20 protein-coding genes are annotated in these 24,543 nt (G+C 63.2%); 14 read left to right on the forward strand and 6 right to left on the reverse strand.

The window, feature by feature from the left end; translation table 11 throughout:
- On the reverse strand, nt 1–172 hold a 172-nt coding region (locus G510_RS18320; protein ID WP_245563337.1), incomplete at its 3' end, for a transposase.
- 52 nt (nt 173–224) lie between these two features.
- Here G510_RS18320 and G510_RS0111720 point away from each other — a divergent pair.
- Nucleotides 225–434 (forward strand): hypothetical protein, encoded by a 210-nt coding sequence (locus G510_RS0111720; protein ID WP_029153775.1) that lies wholly within the window; start codon nt 225–227, stop codon nt 432–434.
- Between the two features lie 85 nt (nt 435–519).
- On the opposite strand, the gene G510_RS17640 is transcribed toward G510_RS0111720, so the two are convergent.
- The 4 genes from G510_RS17640 to G510_RS0111750 form a co-directional block, all read right to left on the reverse strand.
- Complete coding sequence (locus G510_RS17640; protein WP_051216719.1) at nt 520–1,386, reverse strand: hypothetical protein; 867 nt, start codon at nt 1,384–1,386, stop codon at nt 520–522.
- A gap of 170 nt (nt 1,387–1,556) precedes the next feature.
- Nucleotides 1,557–2,984, reverse strand: a complete 1,428-nt coding sequence (locus tag G510_RS18325; RefSeq protein WP_157560583.1) for a helicase associated domain-containing protein — start codon at nt 2,982–2,984, stop codon at nt 1,557–1,559.
- Nucleotides 2,981–6,121: a type I restriction endonuclease subunit R gene (locus G510_RS0111745; RefSeq protein WP_029153778.1), complete on the reverse strand. Its 3,141-nt coding sequence runs from the start codon at nt 6,119–6,121 to the stop codon at nt 2,981–2,983. Before G510_RS0111745 ends, G510_RS18325 begins: the two co-directional genes overlap by 4 nt.
- 72 nt (nt 6,122–6,193) lie before the next feature.
- On the reverse strand, nt 6,194–6,670 hold the full coding sequence (locus G510_RS0111750) for a restriction endonuclease subunit S (protein ID WP_211219188.1): 477 nt from the start codon (nt 6,668–6,670) through the stop codon (nt 6,194–6,196).
- Nucleotides 6,671–7,076: 406 nt separating this feature from the next.
- Here G510_RS0111750 and G510_RS0111755 point away from each other — a divergent pair, with 406 nt between their 5' ends.
- The 9 genes from G510_RS0111755 to brxL all read left to right on the forward strand — a co-directional run bounded on the left by G510_RS0111755 (nt 7,077) and on the right by brxL (nt 21,220).
- A complete protein-coding gene (locus G510_RS0111755) occupies nt 7,077–7,505 on the forward strand; it encodes a hypothetical protein (protein ID WP_029153780.1) in 429 nt (142 codons plus the stop codon).
- Nucleotides 7,506–7,628: 123 nt separating this feature from the next.
- Entirely contained in the window at nt 7,629–7,802 is a 174-nt protein-coding gene (locus tag G510_RS0111760; protein ID WP_157560585.1) for a hypothetical protein, read from the forward strand.
- A gap of 269 nt (nt 7,803–8,071) precedes the next feature.
- Nucleotides 8,072–8,347, forward strand: coding sequence for a helix-turn-helix domain-containing protein (locus G510_RS19120; RefSeq protein ID WP_425411296.1), 276 nt, complete (start codon nt 8,072–8,074; stop codon nt 8,345–8,347).
- Complete coding sequence (locus tag G510_RS0111770; protein ID WP_029153782.1) at nt 8,344–8,955, forward strand: DUF1819 family protein; 612 nt, start codon at nt 8,344–8,346, stop codon at nt 8,953–8,955. The genes G510_RS19120 and G510_RS0111770 overlap by 4 nt, the downstream gene beginning before the upstream one ends.
- Entirely contained in the window at nt 8,955–9,566 is a 612-nt protein-coding gene (locus G510_RS0111775) for a DUF1788 domain-containing protein (RefSeq protein ID WP_029153783.1), read from the forward strand. The genes G510_RS0111770 and G510_RS0111775 overlap by 1 nt, the downstream gene beginning before the upstream one ends.
- Before the next feature lie 4 nt (nt 9,567–9,570).
- Entirely contained in the window at nt 9,571–13,053 is a 3,483-nt protein-coding gene (brxC, locus tag G510_RS0111780; protein WP_029153784.1) for a BREX system P-loop protein BrxC, read from the forward strand.
- Nucleotides 13,053–16,532 carry a BREX-1 system adenine-specific DNA-methyltransferase PglX gene (pglX, locus tag G510_RS0111785; RefSeq protein ID WP_029153785.1) on the forward strand — a complete coding sequence of 1,160 codons (3,480 nt, stop codon included), beginning with the start codon at nt 13,053–13,055 and terminating at the stop codon, nt 16,530–16,532. Before brxC ends, pglX begins: the two co-directional genes overlap by 1 nt.
- Nucleotides 16,525–19,017 carry a BREX-1 system phosphatase PglZ type A gene (gene pglZ, locus G510_RS0111790; protein WP_029153786.1) on the forward strand — a complete coding sequence of 831 codons (2,493 nt, stop codon included), beginning with the start codon at nt 16,525–16,527 and terminating at the stop codon, nt 19,015–19,017. The genes pglX and pglZ overlap by 8 nt, the downstream gene beginning before the upstream one ends.
- 7 nt (nt 19,018–19,024) lie before the next feature.
- On the forward strand, nt 19,025–21,220 hold the full coding sequence (brxL, locus tag G510_RS0111795; RefSeq protein WP_029153787.1) for a BREX system Lon protease-like protein BrxL: 2,196 nt from the start codon (nt 19,025–19,027) through the stop codon (nt 21,218–21,220).
- Between the two features lie 85 nt (nt 21,221–21,305).
- Here brxL and G510_RS18715 read toward each other — a convergent pair whose 3' ends face one another.
- Complete coding sequence (locus tag G510_RS18715) at nt 21,306–21,563, reverse strand: hypothetical protein (RefSeq protein ID WP_211219189.1); 258 nt, start codon at nt 21,561–21,563, stop codon at nt 21,306–21,308.
- Here G510_RS18715 and G510_RS0111800 point away from each other — a divergent pair.
- From G510_RS0111800 to G510_RS18720, 4 genes are all read left to right on the forward strand, one after another.
- A complete protein-coding gene (locus G510_RS0111800) occupies nt 21,543–22,304 on the forward strand; it encodes a hypothetical protein (protein WP_211219190.1) in 762 nt (253 codons plus the stop codon). The two genes, G510_RS18715 and G510_RS0111800, sit on opposite strands and share 21 nt — an antisense overlap.
- Before the next feature lie 114 nt (nt 22,305–22,418).
- The gene (locus tag G510_RS0111805; RefSeq protein ID WP_029153789.1) at nt 22,419–22,757 is read left to right on the forward strand and encodes a hypothetical protein; all 339 of its coding nucleotides are present in this window, start codon (nt 22,419–22,421) and stop codon (nt 22,755–22,757) included.
- A 4-nt stretch (nt 22,758–22,761) separates the two neighbouring features.
- A complete protein-coding gene (locus G510_RS0111810) occupies nt 22,762–23,637 on the forward strand; it encodes a hypothetical protein (RefSeq protein WP_029153790.1) in 876 nt (291 codons plus the stop codon).
- A 622-nt stretch (nt 23,638–24,259) separates the two neighbouring features.
- On the forward strand, nt 24,260–24,543 hold a 284-nt coding region (locus tag G510_RS18720; RefSeq protein ID WP_029153791.1), incomplete at its 3' end, for a transposase.

Raw genomic sequence — 24,543 nt, forward strand, 5'->3', positions numbered from 1 at the left:
TGGCCCGGTCAGGAGAGGGCTGTCCGTACTCGGCTCCTGCGACCGCGTCGGCTTCGGCAGACAGGAGCGAATTGATGATCGTCTGCAGCAGCTGCCGCATCAGATCGGGTGACGCGTCGCCGAGCGCTTCACGCAGGACGGTGGCAGAGTCGACAATGTGAGGAGCGGTCATCGTGTGTCTTCCGTTCGAGAGGCTGTAGGAGGTTTCCTCGAAGGATCACACGGTGACCGCGTCTACGTCAGAGACGAGGCAGGCCACCGCGCGTTACACCACTATGCGGGACTCCACTGACCCCAAGGACCTCTCCCTGCACTTGGAGGGCATCACCGCGATCATGGAGAGCCACTTCCGCTACGAGGAGCGCCAACTTCTCGAAGTGCTAAAGACGCTCGCTCTCGACGCCGATTCGGAGCGCGTGCTCGGGGCGTTGTGATCGTGGGGAGTGGAGTATCGCGCGATTGCCGCACGACGAGGCGGCTGCGTGCCCGCAACGGCTGACGCGCCCGACGTCGGGCGCGTCAGCCGTGCCAGCGCCACACACGGGCGCCGTCGTCGGTCGTATGAAGTGACAGCCCGCGGAGGCGCCCGCCCCTCACCTCGTCGATGAACAGCGTGCCCGGCACGTTCGCATCCGTCCGGACGTCGCTATCCGCCCTGAAGATGATTCTCTGCCAATCGCGGCTGCGATTGCGCGGCGGATCCGGGGAGAGAAATCGGAAGTTCGGCTCGCCTGGCCGCCCTGTCGTCGAGAACGTGCGCGGCTGCCATGTGCTGTCGAGAACCGCGGCCGCGGCGCGACGCACGCGGCGGCGACTGCGCCAGAACATGGTGGTGGCGAGGACCAGCCCGATGACGAGCGACCCGCTGGCCACTCGCATTGCGAGCGGCGAACTCGTGGAAGGCTCACCGGCGCTGGTGGCCCAGATCCTGACCTGGTCACCGATCGTCCACGGTTCGCCGCATACGCGGATCTGGCCCGTGCGGGCCAAGCCGTCCTGCTCCCAGGCGATCGTGTAGCGATCACGATGATTACGGCCGCACCAGGGCACTTCCTCGAAGCCGGTCACCGCTGCCGTCTGCTCGGAGCTCTGTCCGAGAAGATGATCGACCGTGCCGGGCTCCCGCACTTCAACGAGTCCGATACCGATCGCGATCAACCCGACGACCGCGACCATGGCCCAGAGCATGCGTGACCACGGTCGGTGGGCGCGCGTGAGCGCCTCGAACTCCTTCGATGGCACGTCACGATCGTACGTGCGCAGCTTCGAACTCAGCGACTTGGCGACGTTCGATGTCTCGTTGTAGCGGCGAGTGTTTCCAGCCGCCCGGCGACGGCAGCAGAAGTCGTCGGTCGTCGCGTGATTTGAAAAGTAACCGGAGCACACGCGTCACGTGCTCGACCCACGCACGGCCCGCTCAGGCGTCGCTCGATGAGATATTTCCGGCGCTGACCGTGGTCGTAGGGATCCGGATTGCACGCATATCCAACCGCCACGGACGCGCTCGCACTCGCGGATCCGCGCCTTACCGCCGCGACGCCTGCGGTAGGGATTCGTCACTCCTCTTCCAGCTCATCGAAGGGGAGGAAAATCGCGTCAATCGTGCTCTCAGGCAGCAAACTAACGTTGACACCGACGTCCTCGATGGGGTCAACGTTCCAACCGGGTGCGATCCGGTTGATCGAATCGGTGTCTTCACTTGTCAGCCGCCACCCTTCTGACAAAGAACGCAGATGTTCGAGCGAGCTGTATGCAGCACCTTCGCGCGGAGCCGTGCCTTTACCCGTGGGGAGTCGCTGTTCGGTCGCGAAGAAGCTCGCGAGCGTCTCGATGCTGGTAGCCAGCAGGCTCTTGACGGGCTCCGTCACGTTCTGCGCGTCAACCCACCCAGGAGCGTGAAGATCGAGGTAGTACACGCGGTCAGTATCAAGCTCGCCCGCACGCAATCGGTGACGTTGCCGTGTGAGCCAGTACCCGAGCCGGCTCTCGTCTTCGGTTGCCTTCCCTTCGGCGCGTGGGTTGTGGCCGTAAAGCAACCGGAACTCACCGATGCGATCGGCCCGAGCGCAAAACCTCGCGAAGCGGGGATCAGAGTCACGGAGATTCGCATCGCGCCAGCCAGGCAATTCCTCATCAAGACGACGAGCGATCGCCGAGTTGTCATTATCGAGCGCACGTTGCATCCACAGCGCGTCGGACCGCTCGACGCCTTCTGCGGACAAGCGGGGAAACGCCCCTGTCTTCTCGCGGCGGCGGCCGATCACCGCGATACGTCGCCCAGTATCGTCCTCGTCCCAGTGCGGCGCCTCACGGTCGAGCGCTGCTCTCCGGTCAAGCTCGAGGAGACCTGCCTCAGCTCGCGAACGCTGGTACCGCACCCACTGCATGAGCCCCCCCGGTCCCGTGCCCTGCGTAGGGAATCGTCCGGCGTTGTCGGAGAGGAAGCGTGCGAGCTGCTCGAGGCGTTTCTCCCAGGGCACGGCCCCGTTGCGTCCGGTTGATAGTTCACGTCGACGGTACAGGATACCGGGGAGGTGGGCGTGGACAATGGCGACAACTCCTGCGTGGATAGTTCCGTTCTGGGTTGTTGTGCGCGTGTTGGCGAGCCAAGCGTGAAGAGAGCGTTCCGCGGGGTCAGCACTGAGTGTCTGCGGGAACCGTCCGTGCTCTTCGACGAATGCGGCGAACTCCTGCGCGCGTTTAGCATGATCGGCCTTCGGCGTGAACCGCGCAAGAGGGCGCTCCTCCCAGCCGGGCGCAAATTCGTCAAGCGTTCCTACGCGGCTGTCAGAAAGCTCGCCCCGCTGGTGCAGGAGCCGCTGCCTAGACATGAACGCGTAGAGAGCCGTCGCCGGTTTGTCACTTGCGTCACGGTTCGTTGGTTGGTGCCCTTCTCGTTCGCGATATTCGGCCCAGCGACGGACGCTGTCGAGGAACGCTACGTCATGCGAGGGAAGCTCGCCTCGCGGCACGGGCACGCTCATGCCGCCACCACTTCGTCGGCGAGCAGCGCGGCCTGTTCGATCACGAGCTCGATTGCCTCGTCTCGGGCGTCCGGCGGGTATTTGTAGCGGGCCAGGATGCGCTTGATTTGCGAGCGCATCTGCGCCTGCACGGACTGCTTGTTGCGCCAGTCGATCGTTACCGAGTTGCGGATCTTCGTCACTAGCTCGCGGACAATCTTCTTCAGAGTCTCGTCGCCGAGTTCGAGGACCGCAGACTCGTTCTCTGCGACCGCGTCGTAGAACGCGACCTCATCGACACGGAGACCGAGCTCTTCAGCGCGCTTCGCGAGGTTGGTTTTGCCCTTCATTTCCTTTGCCATCTTCACGAGCTCGGCGATGATCTCGGCAGTCGAGAGGGTGCGGTTGGTGTACTTGGTGAGGGCTTCGTCGAGCATCTCGGAGAACCGCTTCGCCTGCACGATGTTCGACCGGCGCAACGATCGGATCTCATTGTTCATCAGACGCCTCAACAGCGCCTCCTGCAGATTCGGCTGGTCGGTGTGCTTCAGCGACTCGAGGAACTCGTCCGACAGCAGCGACAGTTCCTGCGAGTTCATGCCCGCACGCGCGTAGATGTCGACGACCTTGTCAGCGGCGACAGCGGCGTTCATCAGCTGCGTGAACGACGTATCCAGATCCTGACCACCTTGCCCACTGCGCCCCGAGTCGGGGTTCTGCAGTTTCAACACCGCGACCCGTGCCGAGGTGAACAGGCGCACATCGTCCGCGATCGCGCGTGCGCGGTCATCCGCGCCAGCGAGCGCGTGAGCCTTCACGAGCGCGAGTACCTGGTCAAGGAACCGCTTCGCCCGGTCATCGTCGGCGAGCACGAAGTTCGCCATCCCCGCAATTTGCTGCAGCTGTGCCGGGCCAGTGAGATCCGGCGAGGAGTCATACTCGTGCTTGTGAAGGAGGGAACGGATGACGTCGTGCTTCTCGAGCATCACGTTGATCACATCATCGATCGGGACGCCCGCCTGCTCACGGTCGGACGGAGAGTAGACCGCAAGGGCGTCTTCGAGGTTCGACAAGAGACCGATGTAGTCGACGATGAGGCCACCGTCCTTGTCGCGGAACCGGCGATTCACGCGCGCGATGGCCTGCATGAGGCCGGCGCCGCGCATTGATTTGTCGACGTACATTGTGTGCATTACGGGCGCATCGAACCCAGTCAGCCACATGTCGCACACGATCACGATCTCGAGCGGATCGACCGGGTCCTTCGCCCGGGCCTGCAGCTCCTGCCGCACCTTTTTTGAGTAGATGTGCGGCTGCGCCCACGGCTCGCTCGCGGCAGACCCGGTGATGATGACCTTGATCTTCCCCTTCTTCGGGTCCGGGTCGTGCCAGTCGGAGTGCTTAGCGACGAGCTTGTCATACAGTCGCACCGCGATACGGCGGCTCATTGTGACGATCATCGCCTTCCCGAACGCGGCAGTCTTCCGCCTCGTCCATTGCTCGTCGATATCGTCCGCGATCCGCTCCAGTCGTGGTTCGGCGCCGACGATCGCCTCCATGTGGGACCACTTCGACTTCGCATCATTGCCGGTGTTCTCGTCAACGCCGTCGATGATCTCCTCGACGAGATCATCGAGCGCGGAACGGTCGTCCCTAGAGATATCGAGCGGGGCGACGCGAGCCTCGTAGTAGATTTTCACCGTCGCGCCGTCCTGCACGGCGCGGGTGAGGTCATAGACGTCGATGTAGTCACCGAACACGGCGCGTGTGGACTTGTCGGCGACATCGATCGGAGTGCCCGTGAACCCGAGGGACGTCGCCCCGGGCAGGGCGTCGCGCATGCTCTTCGCCAGGCCCGGCTTCACGCGGCCCTGTGCATCGACGCGGTTCTTCAGCCCGTACTGGGATCGGTGCGCTTCGTCGGCGATGACGACGACATTGCGACGCTCGGTGAGTACCGGGTTCGTGTCCCCAGCGTCGCCGAGCGCGAACTTGTGCAGAGTGGTGAACACGATGCCGCCGGATGCGCGCGTGAGGAGCTTCCGCAGGTCGGCGCGGGAATCGGCTTGCACAGGGATCTCGGGGAGGATGTGTGCCGGCGCGAACGTGTCGGTGAACAGCTGATCGTCCAGGTCGTTGCGGTCGGTGATGAACACGAGCGTCGGGTTCATCATCCGCGCGTCCTGCATGATCTTCGCGGCGTAGAACACCATCTCGAAGCTCTTACCCGACCCCTGCGTATGCCACACGACACCACCGCGACGATCCCCGTCCGGGCTCGACGCGCGGACGGTCGACTCGACAGCAGCGTTCACGGCCCAGAACTGGTGATACTTCGCCACACGTTTGACCAGGATGCGCTTGGCCTGCCCTGTCTTCGCATCGTTGATCGTTTCGCTGCTAAACACGACGAAGTTCCGTACGAGGTCCAGGAACCGCTTTTTTTCGAAGACGCCCTTAATCAGCACCTCGAGCTCGAGTCCATCCACTGGCGTCGGCGAATCGATCGACTTCCACGGCGCGTAATGCTCGAACGCTCCGGTGAAGCTGCTCATCGCCGCGGCGATCCCGTCCGAAATGACCGTGACGACGTTCGTGCGGAACACCGACGGGATGTCCGACCGATACGTCTGGATCTGATTCCACGCCGACTGCAACGTCGCGTTCTCAACGATCGGGTTCTTCAGCTCGAACAGCGCCAGCGGCAGCCCGTTCACGAACACCAGCAGGTCGGGCCACCGGTTCTTGTTCTCGACGATCGTGAACTGGTTCGCCGCGAGCCAGTCATTATTGTCGGGCTGCTCAAAGTCGATCACTCGCATGAGGCGCGTACGTACAGCGCCGCCCGCGTCGCGATACTCAGCTCCGACACCGTCGGCAAGGATCCGATGGTTACAAAGGTTCTCGTCGATCAGGCTCTGCGCACTTGGTGACGTAACCTCCTTCACCGCGCTGTCGACCATCTCGGCCGACGCGTCCGGATTGATCCGCGCGATCGCATCACGTAGGCGCCCCTCGAGCACCGTCTCCCGGAACGAGACTCGTTCCGCGGCGGGCTCGCCCGGAGCGATGTGGGCGGCGTTGAGGGTGTGGAACCCGAGCTCAGAAAACCAGCCGAGCGCGCTCTCCTCGAGCACCGCCTCGTTCATCAGCGACATCCGGACCCCTCCGTTACGCGGACACCGAGTATTTACCTGTGCACATGGATACACGACAAACTATCCCGCCGCTCACACGCCCTCCTCGACCGGCACGCGGACACGCCCGGAGAGCAGCTCCGGGCGCAGCGCGTCACGGAGCGCAGCGAGGCGGCGGGATTCGTTGTAGCCGTCGCGAACGAGCGTCAGAAGCGGCTCGACATGATCGTTGAACGCAGCGGCGGTTGCCAGGTCCGGGATTGTCGCTTGCATGTCCGCGAGGGCCCCATCCCAGACAGCGTATGGCATCGTGGACCCCTTCGAAGTGGCACTCGCGTAATCGATCGTGCTGTCGCGATCGAGCAGCAGAAGCGCGAACGCGAGGTACTCCGGTGAGTTCGGGCGCAGCACGAACGTGGTGTTTCGAGTGATTCCTTCGTATGGAGCGAGAGAGACGCGATGAAAGTACACGCGCATCGCGCCGAAAAGGATGTCATTCTTCGTGAACAACGAGAGGCTACTCTTCGCCTGTTCGCTGGGCCGCGACTCGTGCAGGCCAAGAGTTCCCATGGGAAGGGAGTCGATAGGAACGTAAGGGAGGTCAGGCCGAGCGCCAGCTCTCGTCGGCTTCTTGACGAGCTTCACAACTTCCTGAAGCGTGCCGACACGCCACGAAGCGGGAGCTTCCCCGCCCCAAGGCTGATACTCAACGAACCAGCACTCGAACAACGCGCGCAGAAGTTCTTGCGCCGTCTCGACAGCGCGCCGGTTCGACTCGATCTTGTTGTCGAGCGCGCCGAGCGTCGCAGCGATCGCACGCTGCTCCGCAATCGTTGGAACAGAAACGGGCAGACGGTAGAACGCATCTCGACTCGTTGACGGAATCGCGCTACCCGAGTCCATCGAGTTCAGGTCGTGGGTGAGGAGCTATGGCACGATCAGCCCGCTCCCGCCTCGAGACGGGTCTGGTGAGCCGATGTGGGCGACGCCGGTCGCGAAGCCGGTGGTCGCCGCGCTCCACGAACTCACGACCTCCCCGGATGTGCAGGTCGGCTGGGTCACGAGCTGGAGTCCCGGCATGGTGCAATCGCTGATCGAAAGGCGACTGGGTGGGCGGCTCGACGGCCGACACTTGCACGGCGATGATGATTGGGCGCCGGGATGGCGTGCCAGAGCCGTCACGCACGCGGTGGAGAGATCCGGCGCCCGAGCAGTCGTCTGGTTCGACGACATGGCGGTCCGCAGCACATTGATGCGCACGCTGGAGCGAGCCGGGCTCAGCCCCGCGGTCCTCGTGATCCGCCCCGACGAGTACACCGGCATCACGATGCGGCAGGTCCGTCGGGCTGCGCAGTTCGTGGCCGACGTCCGGGATGCCGAGCTACTCGACAGGCCGACAACTTGAGCGGCGAGGCGGCAGTCGCGTGGCTTGCTGGTGCCCGGATTCTGCTCGTTCGTGTTCCCCGCAATGGGATCATGCGCGACGGTAGCGGTCACGCCGTACGCATTCGCGCGAGAGGAGTTCAGCATGCCTACGGAGATCGTCGAGATCGATATCGAGCCTGAAGACAAGGCCGAGCTGGACCGCCTCGTGGAGATCTACGGTGGAGGCGACCCGTCGGCGTTCCTTCGCGAGGTCATGCGAGTCATGTCTGCCCTCGAACACGAAGCGCACGTCTCGGGGGATCCGCGCCAACCGTGATAGCAGGGCGGCATCGCCTCGGAGAATCCTCGAGCGACAACGAGCGGCAGCCCTCAGCGGCGCAACGAGGCTGGCCCAGGGATCGAACTCGGTGGACGTTGCCGCTGCGGTACCGCATCTGATTGGCTCTGACGTCCCCCGAGTCAGAAACTGGGGGTGAAACCGGTTCTCGCCGAGTTGCTCGGTGCGTCGCGGAAATCCGACGGGTTTCACCGCCGATAGGGTGACTATGTGCGCACTTCGCGCACTCCATCCGGAGGTCTATCGACGTGGCTGAGCCCTGGCTGTCTGCTGAGGAGATTGCCGCCCACCTGGGCATTACGAAGGACACCGTCTACGACTGGATCTCCGAGAAGAAGATGCCCGCCCACCGCGTCGGCCGGCTCTGGAAGTTCCAGGTCAGCGAGATCGATGAGTGGGTGCGCAGCGGCGGGGCAGCCCCGAGCCACGGGACGACGAGGGCGACACGTGACGGTTGCTCGGCGATGTCGGAGGGTCGACGTATGCTGATCAACTTGCCATTTTCCAGAGGGGGTGTCCTGTGAGCAGCCGCAACTCGACTGCCGCGCCGCGCTACGCGCTGTCGTTCACAACCGGCGGCCTCCTGGAGCGCGAGGCCGCATTCTTGGCGCCGGTCTATGTCGAGCATCATGACTGGGTGAAGGTGCGTGACCTTGCGGTCGAAGGAAACCTCCTGCAAGCGCGCACCTACAGAACCGGCGTACGCCTCGTGCGCGAGACGGTCAAGAGGATGTCGGCACTCTCCGACCGTGAGGTTGAGAGCCTCACCGAGATCACCGCTTCTGAGGGCGGCCACCTTATGTGGGCAGCCGCGTGTCGTCGCTACGACCTCATCGGCGAGTTCGCCGAGGAGGTACTCCGTGAGCGCTTTCTCACCTTGGCGGGCACCGTCTCCTATGAGGACTACGACTCCTTCTACCGCACCAAGGCCATGTGGCACGACGAACTCGACGCCGTCTCGGCCGCTACATACAAGAAGCTCCGAGAGGTGCTGTTCAAAATGATGGTCCAGGCAGGGCTGTTGACCACGCAGCGCACTATCGAGCCCGTGCTTCTCTCCGCCCGCGTCGCCGAACTCCTCACCCAGCGCACGCCGAGCGACATCCGCTTCTTCCCGACGAGGGTGGCCTAATGCCCCTGAACTCCAAGCCCACACTGGCTCAGCAAGAGGAGCACCTGTTCAGGGTACTCAGCAGCGAACGCTTCCTGAAGATGGAGGGTCTCGGCAACGAGGTCGCCCACTTCATCTACGACTACGACCCAACTTGGGCGCTCGATATCACCCAGGCCAAGAAGCGCATCAAGACCAAGCTCGACACCGAGCGGGGAATCAAGGTCCTCGAGATCAACCTCTACGACCTGTGCGTCGAGCTGCTCAAGGAGCGCAACGTGTGGGAGCGCATCCTCACCGCCGAGCCGACGATGGACAAGCCCGACTTCCTAAAAATGCTTCAGAACATGCTCGACCCACAGATGCACCTGGCTCCGGCGATCAAGGAACGCATCACGGACGAGTCGTTCCAGATCCTCTTCCTCACCGGAATCGGCGAGGTGTTCCCTTTCGTGCGTTCGCACACGGTGCTGAACAACCTTCAAACGGTCGTCTCCCACAAGCCGATGCTGATGTTCTTCCCAGGACGGTACGAGGTGTCGACCACGCAGGGCTCGGCACTGGTGCTGTTTGGCCAACTCAAAGACGACTCCTTCTACCGCGCCAAGCGCATTCTCGACCAGGAAGCATGACCCGATGAAACTCAACGAGATCTTCCTCAAAGACGTCACCCGCTCGATCGAGGGCGTCGTCAAGGCCGACGACGTCGACCACCTGGGCATCGAGGTCGAGGAGTACGTCTTCACCAACGACGCCGCGAAGGGCGTGGCGCCACTGCTGGAGGAGTACACCAACTACACGAACGCCAACGGCGTGTGGATCTCGGGATTCTTCGGCTCCGGTAAGTCCCACCTGCTCAAGATGCTCGCCCACCTGCTTGGTGACGTGGAGGGTCAGGCATTCGCCCGCGAGAAGGTGAGCGAGTCCTTCCTCAGCAAGACCGATGACGCGATGCTCATCGCTTCACTGGAGAAGGCTGCGGCCATCCCGGCGAAGAGCCTGCTGTTCAACATCGACCAGAAGGCGACCCTGATCGCGAAGGACCAGACTGACGCGCTGCTCAAGGTCTTCGTCAAGGTCTTCGACGAGAGCCGCGGCTACTTCGGAAATGATGGCGCTGTTGCCCGATTCGAGGAGGATCTCGACAAGCGCGGCCAGTACGAGGCGTTCAAGGCAGCCTTCGCCAGGCACGCCGGAATCGACTGGTCGCAAGGGCGCGAGCAGACCGCCCTGGAAGGTCACAACATCGACAAGGCGTTCGCCGAGGTCAACGGTGAGGCTAACCCCGGGATCATTGCGCAGTACCAGAAGTCCTACGCCGTGTCGATCGAGGACTTCGCCACCTCGGTCAAGGCGTGGATCGACAAGCAGGGACCGGGCTTCCGGCTCAACTTCTTCGTCGACGAGGTCGGCCAGTTCATCGCTGACGACGTCAAGCTCATGCTCAACCTCCAGACGATCGCCGAGTCCCTGAACACGAAATGCAAGGGGCAGTCGTGGGTCTTCGTCACCTCACAGGAGGACATGGATAAGGTCATCGGCGACCGCACCAGGCAGCAGGGCAACGACTTCTCCAAGATCCAGGCCCGGTTCAGCGCCAAGGTGAAGCTGACCAGCCAGGATGTCGAAGAGGTCATCAGCAAGCGTCTGCTGGAGAAGAACGATGCGGGCGCTGCCGAACTGATGACCATCCACGCCAAGGAGGGTGCGAACTTCAAGACGATCTTCGACTTCGTCGACGGCGCGAAGACGTACCGCAACTACGTCGATGGTGGTCGATTCATCAGCACGTATCCGTTCGTGACGTACCAGATCCCTCTGTTTCAGGCGGCGATCGAGGGCTTGTCTGATCACAACATGTTCGAGGGCAAGAACAGCTCGGTCGGTGAGCGCTCGATGCTCGGCGTGGTCCAGGAGGTCGCCAAGCGCATCGGCACCGAACAGGTGGGCTACCTCGCGACCTTCGACCAGATGTTCGCGGGTATCAGCGCCGCGCTGAAGTCGGCCGCCCAGAGCGCCATCCTTCAGGCCGAGAGGCATCTGCCCGACCCGGGCTCTGAGGTCACGATCCTCGCCAACCGACTGCTGAAGGCGCTGTTCCTGGTCAAGTACGTCGACACCTTTAAGGCCACGCCTCGCAACCTCACCGTGCTGGTCTACGACCGCTTCGGGCTCGACCTCACCGGGTTGGGTAAGCAGGTGCAGGAGGCGCTCAACCTGCTGGAGGCGCAGTCGTATGTCCAGCGCAACGGGAACGTCTACGAGTACCTCACCAACGAGGAGCAGGAGATCGAGAAGGAGATCAAGGCGGTCGACGTCGACTCCGCGGAGGTTTCCAGCAAGCTCTTCCGGTACCTCTCGTCGGACATCCTCAAGACCAACAAGCTGAAGTACGCGAAGAACGGCCAGGACTTCTCGTTTGGCTACAAGCTCGACGATGTACCCCAGGGGAATCAGCGCGAGTTGACTATTCACTTCATCACGCCCGAGACGAGCTACAGCGACTCCGAGATCGCGGCGCAGAGCATGGGCCGGGACGAGCTGCGGGTGTTCCTCGGTCGTGACAAGCGGCTGCTCGCGGACCTGCGCCTGCTGCTCAAGACAGAGAGGTACACCAAGCAGCGCACCAACTCAGGGGCGACGCCATCTATGCAGGCGATCCTCCAGTCGAAGCAGGTGCTCAACGCTGACCGCGAGAAGGAGCTCATCGAGCGCCTCCGCCAGGCTGTCGGCAAGGCGCAGTTGATCATCAACGCCGCCGAGATCCCCTCCAGCTCCCAGGATGCTGTGACTCGGGTGTCGGACGGGTTCCAGGAGCTCGTCAGCCGGACCCACACGAACCTCGGGTTGCTCGGCGGCAAGGTCTACCCCGAGCAGCAAGTCGCTGGTGCGGTCCAAAGCGAAACGGGGCTGTTCGACGCGGCGACGCTCAGCGCGCTCAACTCGCCGGGCACCGAGATGGAGTCCTGGATTATCACCCAAACGGGCCTCGGCGAAAAGGTGACGATCAAGAAGATCGTCGACCGCTTCGAGACCAAGCCCTACGGGTGGGACCTCGGATCCATCGAAGTCGTGTTGGGATGGCTCGTCGGCAATGGCAAGGTGGCGCTGAGCGTCGACTCCAACCCGGTCGTCCGAACCGAGGTAACAGACCTGATCCGCAACACCGGCAAGCACCCGCACGTCGTCGTCGCGCCCCAGAAGGCGTACGACCATGCGAAGGTCGCCGCGTTCAAAAAGTTCTGCACCGACTTCTTCGACGAAGGTGCTGTACCGAGCGACCCCACCGAACTCGCCCGGTTCGGCAAGGACAAGCTCGCGGCCAGGCGCGACGAGCTCAACGCCCTCGTCAGCAGCAGCCGGTACCCCTTCGTCAGCCAGCTCGCCGGCGTCGTCGCCCTGCTCGACGAGGTCGTCGGCAAGCAGGTCGACTGGTACCTCACCGACTTCAACAAGGCCGACGAACTGCTCGAAGCCAAGGAAGACCTGATCGACCCCATCAAGTCGTTCCTCAACGGCCAGCAGGCCAAGATCTTCGACGAGACACAGGCCCTCCTGAACACCAACGCCGGAAACCTCGGCTACCTCCCCACAGGCAGCGCCGACACGGTCAAAGCCCTGCTCGCAGACGCCAACGCCTTCCGTGGCAACAAGATGAACCAGCTCAAGACAGCGGCCGACACCCTGCGGGGGCAGATCGACGACATCGTCACCGACAAGCGTGCGGAGGTGACCGCGGCGATCGATGATCGTCGGGCCGAGATCCTCGGCAGCACCTACTACGCCAACGCCACGCCAGCCGCACAGGAGAGCGCGATCCGGCGGATCGACAGCATCCTCGCGCGCCTCGGCGGCGAGACTCAGGCCGCGCTCATCCTCCAGACCGGAGCAACCTTCGAGCAGGACGACTACCCGGAGCTGCTGAGCCGGCTCGTCGAGGCGCAGCAGGGTGGGGATGACGACGCTCCGCCGCCGAAGCCGATGGTGTCAGTCAAATCGATCAGCGTCCCTGACGCGTCGGGCGTCCTGGAGTCCCAGGCCGACGTCGACACATACCTCGCCAAGTACCGCGCCGCGCTCGTCGCGACCCTCAATGACGGAAAGCGAATCACGCTCTGATGGACACCGCACCGCTCAAGTCCTTCGCCACGTCAGCACGCATCGAACTCATCCGCGAGGTAGGCGCGCGCATCACCGCTGTGCTCGCCCCGGGATCACCCGAACGTGTCGAACAGCCGGGAGCTGTGACCGCGCTGGAACGCACCATCGCCGCCGCGGGCGGCGGCGACAAGGGCAAGGCGCACGTGGCCGACAAGGTTGCGTACACCTGGTTCAACCGCATCATCGCCCTGCGTTTCATGGACGCCAACGGGTACACCGGCATCGGTGTCGTATCGCCCGCGGCCGAACAGGTCGGCCAACCCGAGGTGCTCGCTGCAGCCAAGCGCGGACAGATCGACGGTGACGTGGTCAAGGGCGCGTACGCCGCGACCATCGCGGGGCTGCTCAACGGCACCCGCCAGCCGCGCCCCGGCGTCGACGCCCAAGCCGAGGCATACGCGCTCCTCCTCACGGACTACTGCCGCTACTGGAACAAGTCCATGCCCTTCATGTTCGAGCGCGAAGGCGACTACACCGAGTTGCTCATCCCCGCCAACCTGCTCGCCGAAGACTCCGTCCTGAACCGCTCCGTCAAGGTACTCACCGAGGAGGTCTGCCAGGACGTCGAGGTCATCGGCTGGCTCTACCAGTTCTACATCTCCGAGCGGAAGGACGAGGTCTTCGCCGGGTTCAAGAAGAACAAGAAGGCCGGCGCCGACGAGATCCCCGCCGCCACCCAGCTCTTCACCCCACACTGGATCGTCCGCTACCTCGTCGAGAACTCCGTGGGCCGCCTGTGGATGCTCAACCATCCTGAGTCGCGCCTCATCGACCAGATGGACTACTACATCGCCCCGGTCGACGAAGAGACCGACTTCCTCAAGATCACGACGCCCGAAGAACTCACGGTAATCGACCCCGCATGCGGCTCCGGCCACATGCTCACCTACGCCTTCGACCTCCTCTACGCCATCTACGAAGAGGAGGGCTTCACGCCGTCGCAGATCCCGAGCCTGATCCTCACCAACAATCTCTACGGCACCGAGATCGACCCCCGCGCCGGTGCGCTCGCCGCCTTCGCGCTGACGATGAAGGCCGCCGCCAAACGCAAGCTGTTCCTGAAGAACCCCGTCGACCCGAACATCTGTGTGCTTGAACCGATCTCCTTCAGCGCCGACGAGCTGAGCTACCTCGTGACCAAGGACGGCGACCAGCAGGCTGAAGAAGCCTTCTGGAACCAGTTCGCCGACGCCGACACCTTCGGCTCCCTCATCCAGCCCGACCGCGGCCTGACCGCGCGGCTCGCCCATCACGTCGCGACCCTCGACGACGAGGGAGACATCCTCCGCGCCGACGCTCTCGACTGGGCGCAGCAGGTGATCCGCCAAGCAGAGATCCTGCTGCCGGGGTACTCGGTGGTCGTTGCGAACCCGCCATATATGGGGGCAGGCAACATGGGTCCCCGTCTGGCTGACTTTGCAAAGTCGGCATATCCCCAGTCCAAGTCCGATTCGTTCGCGATGTTCATCGACCGATCTAGATGTTTGGTCGGGGCGAAGGGACTCGTTGGCATGATCACGATGCAGTCCTGGATGTTCCTCGGATCGTACGAGAAGTTGCGTGAATCGCTCCTTAGTGCCGGTTCCGTGGCCACGATGGCGCATCTCGGGTCGGGCGCATTCGACAGCATCGCGGGTGAAGTGGTGTCGACGACTGCCTTCGTCCTGGCGGTTGGAAGTGACCTCACCGGCACGTTTGTGCAACTCACGAAAGTAGCGGGTGAGGCGATCCAGGCGGAACGGTTCCGCGAGTTGGTTCGACATGGCGAGGTGCACTCGGTCTCGCGTGCTGCCTTGCGTCAGGTACCCGGTTTCCCTATCGCCTACTGGCTTTCGGATGCCATGCGACATGTCTTCTCCTTTGGGCCGCTCGGCGACAGGGTTGCCGTTAAGAAGGGCCTAGACACTGGCGACAACGCGAGGTTCCTCCGTCTATGGTTCGAGGTTGCGCGCGCCGATATTGGACTGGGCTACGAGAGCGAAGTTGATGCGGCGGCCAGCGCAGCGCGCTGGTTTCCCATGAATAAGGGCGGCGAGCGCCGTCGGTGGTACGGGAATCAAGAGGTTGTTATCGATTGGAAGGGTGGTGGCGCTGGTATCCGGTCGCGCGTGGGGGTTGGGGCACGAGGGAACGCCACTATTAGGAACCCCGCCTATTTCTTTCGCCGATCCCTGGGTTGGACGATGGTCACGTCGACCGACTTCTCGATTCGCGCATATCCCACCGGGTTCTTGTTCGGCAGCGGAGGCGGAGGCATCTTCGGCGCTGACGATGAACTCCTCGGCGTCATCGCCGTGTTGAACTCCGTCGTGATGAATCGAGCGGTCAATCGCCTGTCGCCCACCGTGAATTTCGATCCCGGTCCGGTCTCGAAGTTCCCGCTGGCGCCGGCGGTGTTCGATGGGCGTCTCGCGGCCTTGGCTGAACGCCTGATCGAAATTCATATGGTCGACGCTAGGCGCAGTGAACTGTCTTGGGAGTTCCAAGCGCCGGAGTTGCTCCGAACCGGAGTAGGTCTTTCGCTTCGCGAGCGCCTCGAAAGTGTGGCTACAGCCTGGCGCTCTACGGTTCGTGAAGCCATGACCTTGGAGGAGGACATCAATCGCATCGCCGCGGACATCTATGGCGTAGGAGCCGAGCTTGACACATCCGTCGCCCAGCGCGACCTCACCTTGTCAGTGTTGCCAGACGTGGAGCTGGCGGATGTAAGTGATGCCGGGTACGCGCAGGCAATGCGCGGCGACGCGATGGAAAGCCTGGTGTCGTACGCGGTCGGCTGCCTGTTCGGTCGGTACAGCCTCGACGAACCGGGGCTGATCCTGGCTGACCAGGGTGCCACATTCCAGGATTACCTGACCAAGGTGCCAAATCCGACGTTCACGCCGGACGCCGACAACGTCATCCCCATCGTGGACGGCGATTGGTTCGAGGACGACATCGTCGAGCGGTTCCGCCAGTTCCTGCATGCGGCGTTCGGGGAACAACACTTCGAGGAGAACTTGCAGTTCGTCACCGAGTCGCTCGGCGTAAAGCACCTGCGTGACTACTTCGTGAAGTCGTTCTACAAGGATCACGTCCAGCGGTACAAGAAGCGTCCGATCTATTGGATGTTCTCCAGCCCCAAGGGCTCCTTCAACGCCCTGATCTACATGCATCGCTACACACCCTCGATGGTCTCGACGGTGCTGACCTACCTGCGTGAGTATGTGACCAAGCTGGAGTCCGCGCTCCACCAGGCCGAGCGCGTGGGGAACGCGAAGGAAGCAGATCGACTTCGTAAGATCCTCGTCGAGTTGAACGAGTACGAGCACGACACGCTCTTCCCGAAGGCGTCCGAGAACGTCGTGATCGACCTCGACGACGGCGTGAAGGCGAACTACCCGAAGTTCGGCGCGGCACTCAAGAAAATCCCAGGATTGGAGGCGGCGAGTGACTGATCTGACGTCCGTCGAGGACGCCCTCCAGACCCGACTCGCCTCGAAGCGGGTCGTGTTCTGGCACGATCCCGCGGGCGAGTATGCCGCTGACCTCGATGCGCTCGATCTCGGGCCCGTCAACGTCCTCCGTGTCGAGGACAACGAGTTCGGCGTAAAGAACACCATCCTCGCCGATCACGTCAGCAAGCACCTCGTCTACCGCTCCGGCGACATCCCTCGCGGGACGGCGAACTGGCTGCTCGATCTCGAGCTCGCCTACGGAATCTTCACGGCCGACAAGACGTCCATGCTCCAACGGGAGCTTGGTCTCAACGACCCGGCTCTGCTGTCGGTCATAGAGCGGCATCAGAGGTTCTTCGCCGCGAGCAGTCGCAAGCAGGCGCTGGAGAAGCTCCTGAACGACGGAGACGATGCGGCCCGCCTTCGCGCCAAGATGTGCCAGGTGCTCGTCAAGGCATCGGGCAACAAGCTGACCGACATCGTGCGCGAGCTGCTCCTCGAGAACGCTGACGGCAAGAGCACCAAGTTCGACGAACTCGTCACCTTCGGTCTCGATCAGTTCTTCTGGGACGGGCTCGCGAGCATCTACAAGTATCCGAGCACGGCGCCAACGATCGACGACTTTGTCTTGTGGATGTTCAGCCGAGCCATCGAAGACTTCGCGTCGACCACCCCCGACGAGTTCCGCAACATCCGCAGCGACTTCAACGCCCTCCGCTACGACGTCCGCAGTCAGGACACGATGACGACGCTCGCATCCCGGGCAGCTGAGGCACTCGACGTGAAGTCCAAAATCGAGCATCGCGACTACCGCGAGCTCGCCAGGATCACGATCTTCGAGGAGATCGACCGCAAGGTGATCGTCGACCTCGCTGCCGCTGTCGCTACCCGGTCGGTGACCCCGCGCGAGGTTGCCGACATCGTGCGGCAGCGCCAGGAAAGCCTCTGGAAGGCGAAGTACGCGAAGCTCTACCAGGCCATTCAGAGCGCCTCAGAGCTGCTCGCCGCGATCGCCAGCCTGCCGCACGCCATCGCTTCACCCGCCGTGGGGTTGGAGAAGTATCAGTCCGACTGGTTCCGCATCGACCAGCTCTACCGCTGGTTCACCTACGCGCACCAGACGGCGGATTTCCAGAAGCCGCTCGAAGCGCTCAAGGCTGAGGTCGACAAGCAGTACGCCAACAAGTACCTCTACGACTTCAGTGGGCTCTGGCAGCAGGCTCTTGAGCCCATGAGCGAATGGAAGTCCGCCGCGCTCTCGCCGCAGGCGAAGTTCTTCGACCGTCACGTTGCACCTGTCGTCAAGGACGGGCGCACCAAGGTGGTCGTGATCATCTCCGATGGCATGCGGTACGAGATCGCCGACGAACTCGCGTCGATGATCCGCAGCGAGGACCGGTTCGACGCGTCCCTTTCGGCCGTGCTCGGCTCGATGCCGAGCTACACCCAGCTCGGCATGGCGGCGCTGCTGCCGCAGTCGAGCCTGGAACTCGGCCCCGAGGGCCTGCCGGTGCTCGCGGACGGGAAACCGACGAACGGCACCGCGAACCGCGACAAGGTCCTGCAAGCGGTCAAGGGGCATGCCATCACCGCCGCCGAGGTGCTGGCTATGCCGGGTAACGAGCTTCGCGAGCTGTACACGAAGCACCAGATCTTCTACGTCTACCACGACCGCATCGACGCGGCGGGCGACAAGGCCTCAACCGAGCGGACCGTTTTCGAGGCCGCCGAAGAGACCCTTCGTGAGCTAGTGCTCCTGGTGAAGAAGTGGACCAACGCGAACGCGACGAACATCCTCATCACCGCCGACCACGGGTTCCTCTACCAGGACATCCCGCTCGAGCAGGCGTACTACCTCTCAGAGAAGCCCCAGGGCGACGCGGTAACCAAGACCAACCGCCGCTACGTACTCGGACGTTCGCTGAAGCCCTCCCCGTCCTTCATGACGTTCACCTCGGCCCAGGCCGGGCTCGCGGGAGACGTCGACATCCAGATTCCCAAGTCGATCCACCGCATCCCGCAGCCCGGTGCCGGCACCCGCTACGTCCACGGCGGCGCATCTCTCCAGGAGATCGTCGTCCCAGTGATCACGGTCAACAAGAAGCGCAGGAGCGACGTCCGCCCGGTGAACGTGGACCTCATGCCCGAGACCGACAAGATCACCACGGGGCAGCTCGCGGTCAAGCTGCTCCAGCGTGAGGCCGTCACCGACAAGATCCAACCGCGCCAGGTCCGCCTCGGCCTCTACGTCGGCGACACGCTGATCTCCGACCAGCCCGTCCTCACCTTCGACAGCGCATCAGACGATCAGCGTGACCGCTACCAGAGGGCTGTGTTGTACCTGACCGAGGACGCCGACCAGTTCAACAACCGGCCCGTCGAGCTGCGGCTCGAAGAGCCGATCCCGAACACGACGCAGTGGAAGGCGTTCTCGAAGGGGAACTACACCATCAAGCGGTCGTTCACGACGGACTTCGACTTCTAGGAGAGCCATGACGAACCTCGAAGACGCACTCGACGAGATCGACGTGCTCGCAGCTGAGGCGACCGACGGCGCCCCGGCGAAGTCCGCGCTCGACGACAAGATCAACGAGCACTTCGCCGGTGCCGTCGTCCGAAAGGACCTCGTCAAGGCGGTCCGCGGCAACGCTGTGGTGCCGTCGTACGTCCTGGAGTACCTGCTGGGCCAGTATGCGGCATCCGACGACGAGGCGACCATCCAGGCCGGCATCGACAGCGTGCGACAGATCCTCGCAACTCACTACGTCAACCGCAACGAGCACATGCTCGTGAAGTCGGAGATCCGCCGCAAGGGTCGCCACCGAGTCATCGACAAGGTCACGGTCACACTCAACGAGAAGAACGACGTCCACGAGGCAGAGTTCGAGAACCTCCAGATCAAGGGCGTCATCATCGACGACGTCACGGTCAAGCAGAACCCCAAGCTCCTTGTCGGCGGCGTGTGGTGCATCTGCGACATCGAGTACTTCCACTCCGACGACCAGCGCGTCGTGCCGTGGATCCTCGACAAGCTCAAGCCCATCCAGGTCGCCGGCGTCGACATCGATCACTACTACGAGGCCCGCAAGGCGTTCACGACCGAGGAGTGGATCGACCTGCTCATGCAGTCGATCGGCCTCAACCCCGAACAGTACAACGAACGCGGCAAACTCATCGCCCTGACCCGCCTCATCCCGTTCGTCGAGCGCAACTACAACGTCGTCGAACTGGGGCCGAAGGGCACCGGCAAGTCGCACACGTTCAGCGAGTTCTCCCCGAACGGCATCCTCATCTCCGGTGGGGAGGTCACGGTCGCCAAGCTGTTCGTCAACAACGCGAGCGGCCGTATCGGGCTGGTCGGCTACTGGGACTGCGTCGCGTTCGACGAGTTCGCCGCCAACCGGCGCACCGACCAGAACCTCGTCAACGTGATGAAGAACTACCTCGCGAACAAGTCCTTCTCGCGCGGCACGAGCATCTACGGCGCCGAGGCCTCGATGGCCTTCATCGGCAACACCACCCACACCGTGCCCTATATGCTCAAGAACTCCGACCTATTCGACGAGCTGCCCGACGCCTACCGCGACCCGGCCTGGCTCGACCGCATCCACCACTACATCCCCGGCTGGGAGGTCGCACCGATCCGCTCGGAGATGTTCTCCGCGGGGTACGGCTTCGTCGTCGACTACCTCGCCGAGATCCTGCGTGCGAAGCGGTCGGAGGACTTCTCGGACAAGTACAAGGACTATTTCACTCTCGACAACTCGATCTCGACGCGCGACCAGGACGGCATCCGCAAGACCTTCTCCGGGCTGATGAAGCTCGTGCACCCCACCGGGGAGGCCACGGAGGACGAGGCTCGTGCGCTGCTCGAGTTCGCCATCGAGGGGCGCAAGCGCGTCAAGGACTCGATCCTGAGGATCGACGCCACGATGCGCGACACGCCGGTCCAATTCCGCTACGCCGACAAGGCAGGCGTATGGCACGACGTCGCCACCCTCGAAGAGAGCCAGTACCCGCAGCTATACCGGCGGGCCTGGGACGCAACGCACGACGGCGACGGCGGGTCAGGTGAAGCCACACCCACGGCAACCGAGCCTGCCCCGGCCGCCGTGGCATCAACGGCTTCGTCGGCGGCTGCGCCGAACGTGGCCGCGGAGCCCGCAGCCTCAGTACTGGCCGAGGGGCATTTGGACTTCACGGCCGGCCAGAGAGGAGTTTCCTACGAGACCCTGCTCCTGCCACACCTTCGCGGCGCATCAAAGATCACGATCACGGACCCCTACATCCGCATGCCCCACCAGGGACGCAACCTCGCCGACCTGCTCAGCCTCCTCGCCGCCGCCAAAGACGACGCCGACGAGATCGATGTTGTCCTCGTCACCACAGAGGAACCGAAAGCTGAGTTCAAGCAGCGGCAGCTGTTGATGCTCAAAGACATCAAGGATGCGTCCGACGCAGCGGGCGCGCGCCTCGCCGTGCGGCTCGACGACACGATCCACGACCGCCGAATCGAGACCAACCACGGCTGGCGCATCGATCTCGGCAAGGGTCTCGACATCTGGCAGCGGTCGAGCGACAACCCGTTCGACTTCGGCCGCAACCGCCAAGAGTTCCGCCTCATCGGCTCGGCGTTCACCGTCCACTACGTGAAGATCCCAGTAGTCGGCCCCGGAGAGGCCGAGTAGACATGTCGGAAGCACGCCCAACGACGAATTGCGCGGAGGGTGAGCGATGCCGATTCCGTTGACCCTGAGTCCTGACGAGACGGTTTCACTCCGCGCCGCGATGAGAGACGCACAGATCACAGCGCGTGATTACTACAACGAGACCGCCCGAACCGGCGACCTCGACGCGCTCGCGACCCGGGCGCGCCTGTTCGTGGGAGCGGTCCAGGTGCTCAACGACTGGCTCCAGCAGGTCGCTGATGCGGCTCATTACGCCGCGTTGTTCGACTCCCCACGTGACAAAGACGCCGATCTCGTTGACGCGTTCCGGTACGCGCGGAATGTGACGCAGCACGTCCTGCATCCTGTCGCGCCTGACCAACCGAACACTTTGATCGGTGGGCTGCACGGACTGCGGGTGTACGCATCCTGGGCCGAGATCCCCGCGGCGGCGCACCAGCGGTTGTACAAGAGCACCCAGATCCTCAAAGCACAGTTCGAATCCGAACTTCGTGGGCGTGAGGTCACATCCACCATGATCCGCGTCCTGCATTTCTTCGCTCGAGTTGCCCCCGACATCGTTGCCCGTGAGGAGACAGGAGAATGGGTAGGATTCCCGCTCCCGAGCCAACCCGGTGTGATCGCCCTCCTGCATCCCGAGGAGCCGAGCGACCTCACTGCCGCTCACGCTTGGCTTGACGGGCGACGACCCGGAGGCGATGCGCGGCTTGTGTGTGGCCGCCTTGTTGTTGATGGAGTCGACTGCGTGGTCGGGTTCACGTTTGTCGGTCAGCACGCCTTTCTGCCGTTCGCGGAGTCCGTGGACCAGGTGGCTGCTGACATGGGCCTCGGGTACCGGTACGTCACGGGAGACATCGCCTCGGAGGTCGACGATGTGAGCGTGATGTTCGGCGGCAGGGACCTCGTCCTGTTCTCCCGCCATCCGCTCAACCAATGGACGGTCCCATTCGAAGTTCAAGCTGTTCCTGATAGTTACATCTACTTCGGCGATCCAGAGGCGTGGGGCCGTCAGATCGACCTCAATGCGGGCGACTATCTCGTCCGACGCGCGCAGCGGCTCAACGCCGTCGTTCCGGACAGCTAACCTGTGCGGCTCGTCGTTCCGCCGTCAATCGCACGCGGCGGTGTACCGGCAGGGTGTCGGAGCCATCCCGAGGATTCGCGGAGCAATGTGGGCGGCTAACCATAAGATGAGGACATGACAGCTACGAGGGCTGAGACCGGCGTCATCGATCTGACTACAACCGTGCGGTTCGCAGACGTCGATGTCGACACTGCTGCCGGGATCGCGGAGCAGTTGGACGCGACTCTCCGCTCCGAGATCGACGCACAGGGCATTGCTACTGTCCGCGAGTACTTCGTTCGTCCGGTCGGTGCGACCGTACAGGTCGGTCTGCGGTTCGTTGGAATGGACCCGGAGTATGTTGAAGACACTGCCAACGACCTTCTGCAGGCAGCGCTTGAGGACCTACGCGGAGCACGTGCGGGCGACACCGCGCGCGGAAAGAGGACCAGCACCCTTCTAGTCGGCGCGTAGTGCGATGGGGGACGATCACCGCCCGGCGATCACGCCAGGCGAAGCCAAGACGCATTGGTTCCTGGTCGAGCTCCGCAACCTAGCGAATCCCGCGCTTGGCGTCGCTTCGTCGGTCCTGTTCACACTCTGGACGGTGGAAGATCCCGACTCGCTTTGGTCGTTTCCTGCGCTATGGCTTCTGATTGGCGCGTTGGTGATGCTTGCGGTGTGGGTCTGGGGCTATTTCAGTTGGCTCCGGCCACGCTACTCCGAACTCGCTAAGGAGAAGGCGCTCGCTGAGGAAGACGTGAGTGAGGCTCGGGCGGCGTTGCAGGCCGCGCTCGACTCACTGCTTATGCATCTCCTCAAGGATCGCTCCAGCGCCAACCCGTCTTGCAGAGTCTCTGCGTATTCGGTCGAGCATGATCGATTCGTTCTCCTCTCGCGTCGTTCCACCAACCCAATGTTTGAGCGTCGCGGGAGGCAGACGTATCCGCTCGAGAAGGGTGTGATCGGTCAGGCCTGGGAACGGCAGAGCGCGCGGAGCAACTTCGACGTTGAAACCCGAGACGAATGGGAAGCAGAGCTGGTGAGCTCTGGTGGTTTCACTGCCGAGGAAGCGCGCGGACTCACGATGCTTTCACGGAGCATCGTGGCGGTGCGGGTAGATACTGCGACTGACGACAAGATCGGCATGCTGGTCCTTGAGTCAGAGAGCAAGGATGCGTTTGCGGCGGGCAGCGCCGAGGCTCTGCGCAAGAGGCCGCTCTTTGGCGCGGTCGCAGACTTGATCTCGGGATGGCACGAGCACTTCCCGCGTGCGAAGGAGTGGCACCAGCAACGCGACAGCGGGCAAGTCGTGCATCTACTGGCCGAACCCGCATGGAAGAACCCACGGTAGTCGTCGTCGACGAGCGCCAACCTGCTGCCGACGCCGGTGGTGAGTAGTCCGGGCCTGCATCGCCCCGCAAGCGGTGGAATAGGAATCCGCCATTCCACGGGGAATCCCGCCCTTGAGACCACCGCCAATTGCTACGGATTCCGCGGCATACTCTGCCATCTCGACTGGGAACCTACACGAGGGCGAGCTCCTCTAACTGGTCCACCCCTGGTCCTCGAGGCCCAATTGGCAACTGCCAGCTGTCGATGCACCTTCCCCGATGTGTCACCTCGGGTTACGGGGCCGGCTCCACGATTTGGTGATCGTTGCGGGACCCTGCCTACAGGAGCGCTGCGAGGGCGGCACGTACGAACAACCGCAGCCGAGTTTCGCCATTCAGTGCGCCTCCGTCAGCAGCGGGTGCGCTCTATCGTTTGGGCTTGGCGCCTTCGTTTGTCGGGCCACGCCGATATCGTGGGGCATGCTGCATGATCCGAATCTGCGCGTGAGCGCGGCGCTGAGAAGAGAAGACTCGACCCCATGGCCCGACCTGCCAAGCAGAAGCCTCAGAAAAGGGCGTGAGGAACGGATCGGTGACAACTGATCGTTAGTGCCGGGAGGCGCTGGCGGGAAGGATGTCATCATGCCCGGTCCCTATCCGAGAGAGTTCCGCGAAGACGTCGTCGCGGTCGCCCGCCGCCGTGAGAGCGGCGTCACCATCAAGCAGATCGCCACTGACTTCGGAGTCAGCGAGGCGACGCTGCAGAACTGGCTCCGCCAAGCAGATGTCGAGGAAGGCAAGCGTCCCGGTCAGACGGCAGACGAGGCCGCCGAGATGCGAGAGCTGCGCCGCCGTAACCGTCTCCTCGAGCAGGAGAACGAAGTCCTCAGGAAGGCAGCGGCATATCTGTCGCAGGCGAACCTGAA

Source organism: Microbacterium gubbeenense DSM 15944 (genome assembly GCF_000422745.1).
GTDB lineage: Bacteria > Actinomycetota > Actinomycetes > Actinomycetales > Microbacteriaceae > Microbacterium > Microbacterium gubbeenense.

Coding starts and splice junctions, on each gene's coding strand:
- G510_RS18325 (WP_157560583.1), bottom strand. CDS start 2,984: ATGAGCGTGCCCGTGCCGCGAGGCGAGCTTCCCTCGCATGACGTAGCG.
- G510_RS0111745 (WP_029153778.1), bottom strand. CDS start 6,121: ATGTCGCTGATGAACGAGGCGGTGCTCGAGGAGAGCGCGCTCGGCTGG.
- G510_RS0111750 (WP_211219188.1), bottom strand. CDS start 6,670: ATGGGAACTCTTGGCCTGCACGAGTCGCGGCCCAGCGAACAGGCGAAG.
- G510_RS0111755 (WP_029153780.1), top strand. CDS start 7,077: ATGTGGGCGACGCCGGTCGCGAAGCCGGTGGTCGCCGCGCTCCACGAA.
- G510_RS0111760 (WP_157560585.1), top strand. CDS start 7,629: ATGCCTACGGAGATCGTCGAGATCGATATCGAGCCTGAAGACAAGGCC.
- G510_RS0111775 (WP_029153783.1), top strand. CDS start 8,955: ATGCCCCTGAACTCCAAGCCCACACTGGCTCAGCAAGAGGAGCACCTG.
- brxC (WP_029153784.1), top strand. CDS start 9,571: ATGAAACTCAACGAGATCTTCCTCAAAGACGTCACCCGCTCGATCGAG.
- pglX (WP_029153785.1), top strand. CDS start 13,053: ATGGACACCGCACCGCTCAAGTCCTTCGCCACGTCAGCACGCATCGAA.
- brxL (WP_029153787.1), top strand. CDS start 19,025: ATGACGAACCTCGAAGACGCACTCGACGAGATCGACGTGCTCGCAGCT.
- G510_RS18715 (WP_211219189.1), bottom strand. CDS start 21,563: ATGCAGGACGTGCTGCGTCACATTCCGCGCGTACCGGAACGCGTCAAC.
- G510_RS0111805 (WP_029153789.1), top strand. CDS start 22,419: ATGACAGCTACGAGGGCTGAGACCGGCGTCATCGATCTGACTACAACC.
- G510_RS0111810 (WP_029153790.1), top strand. CDS start 22,762: ATGGGGGACGATCACCGCCCGGCGATCACGCCAGGCGAAGCCAAGACG.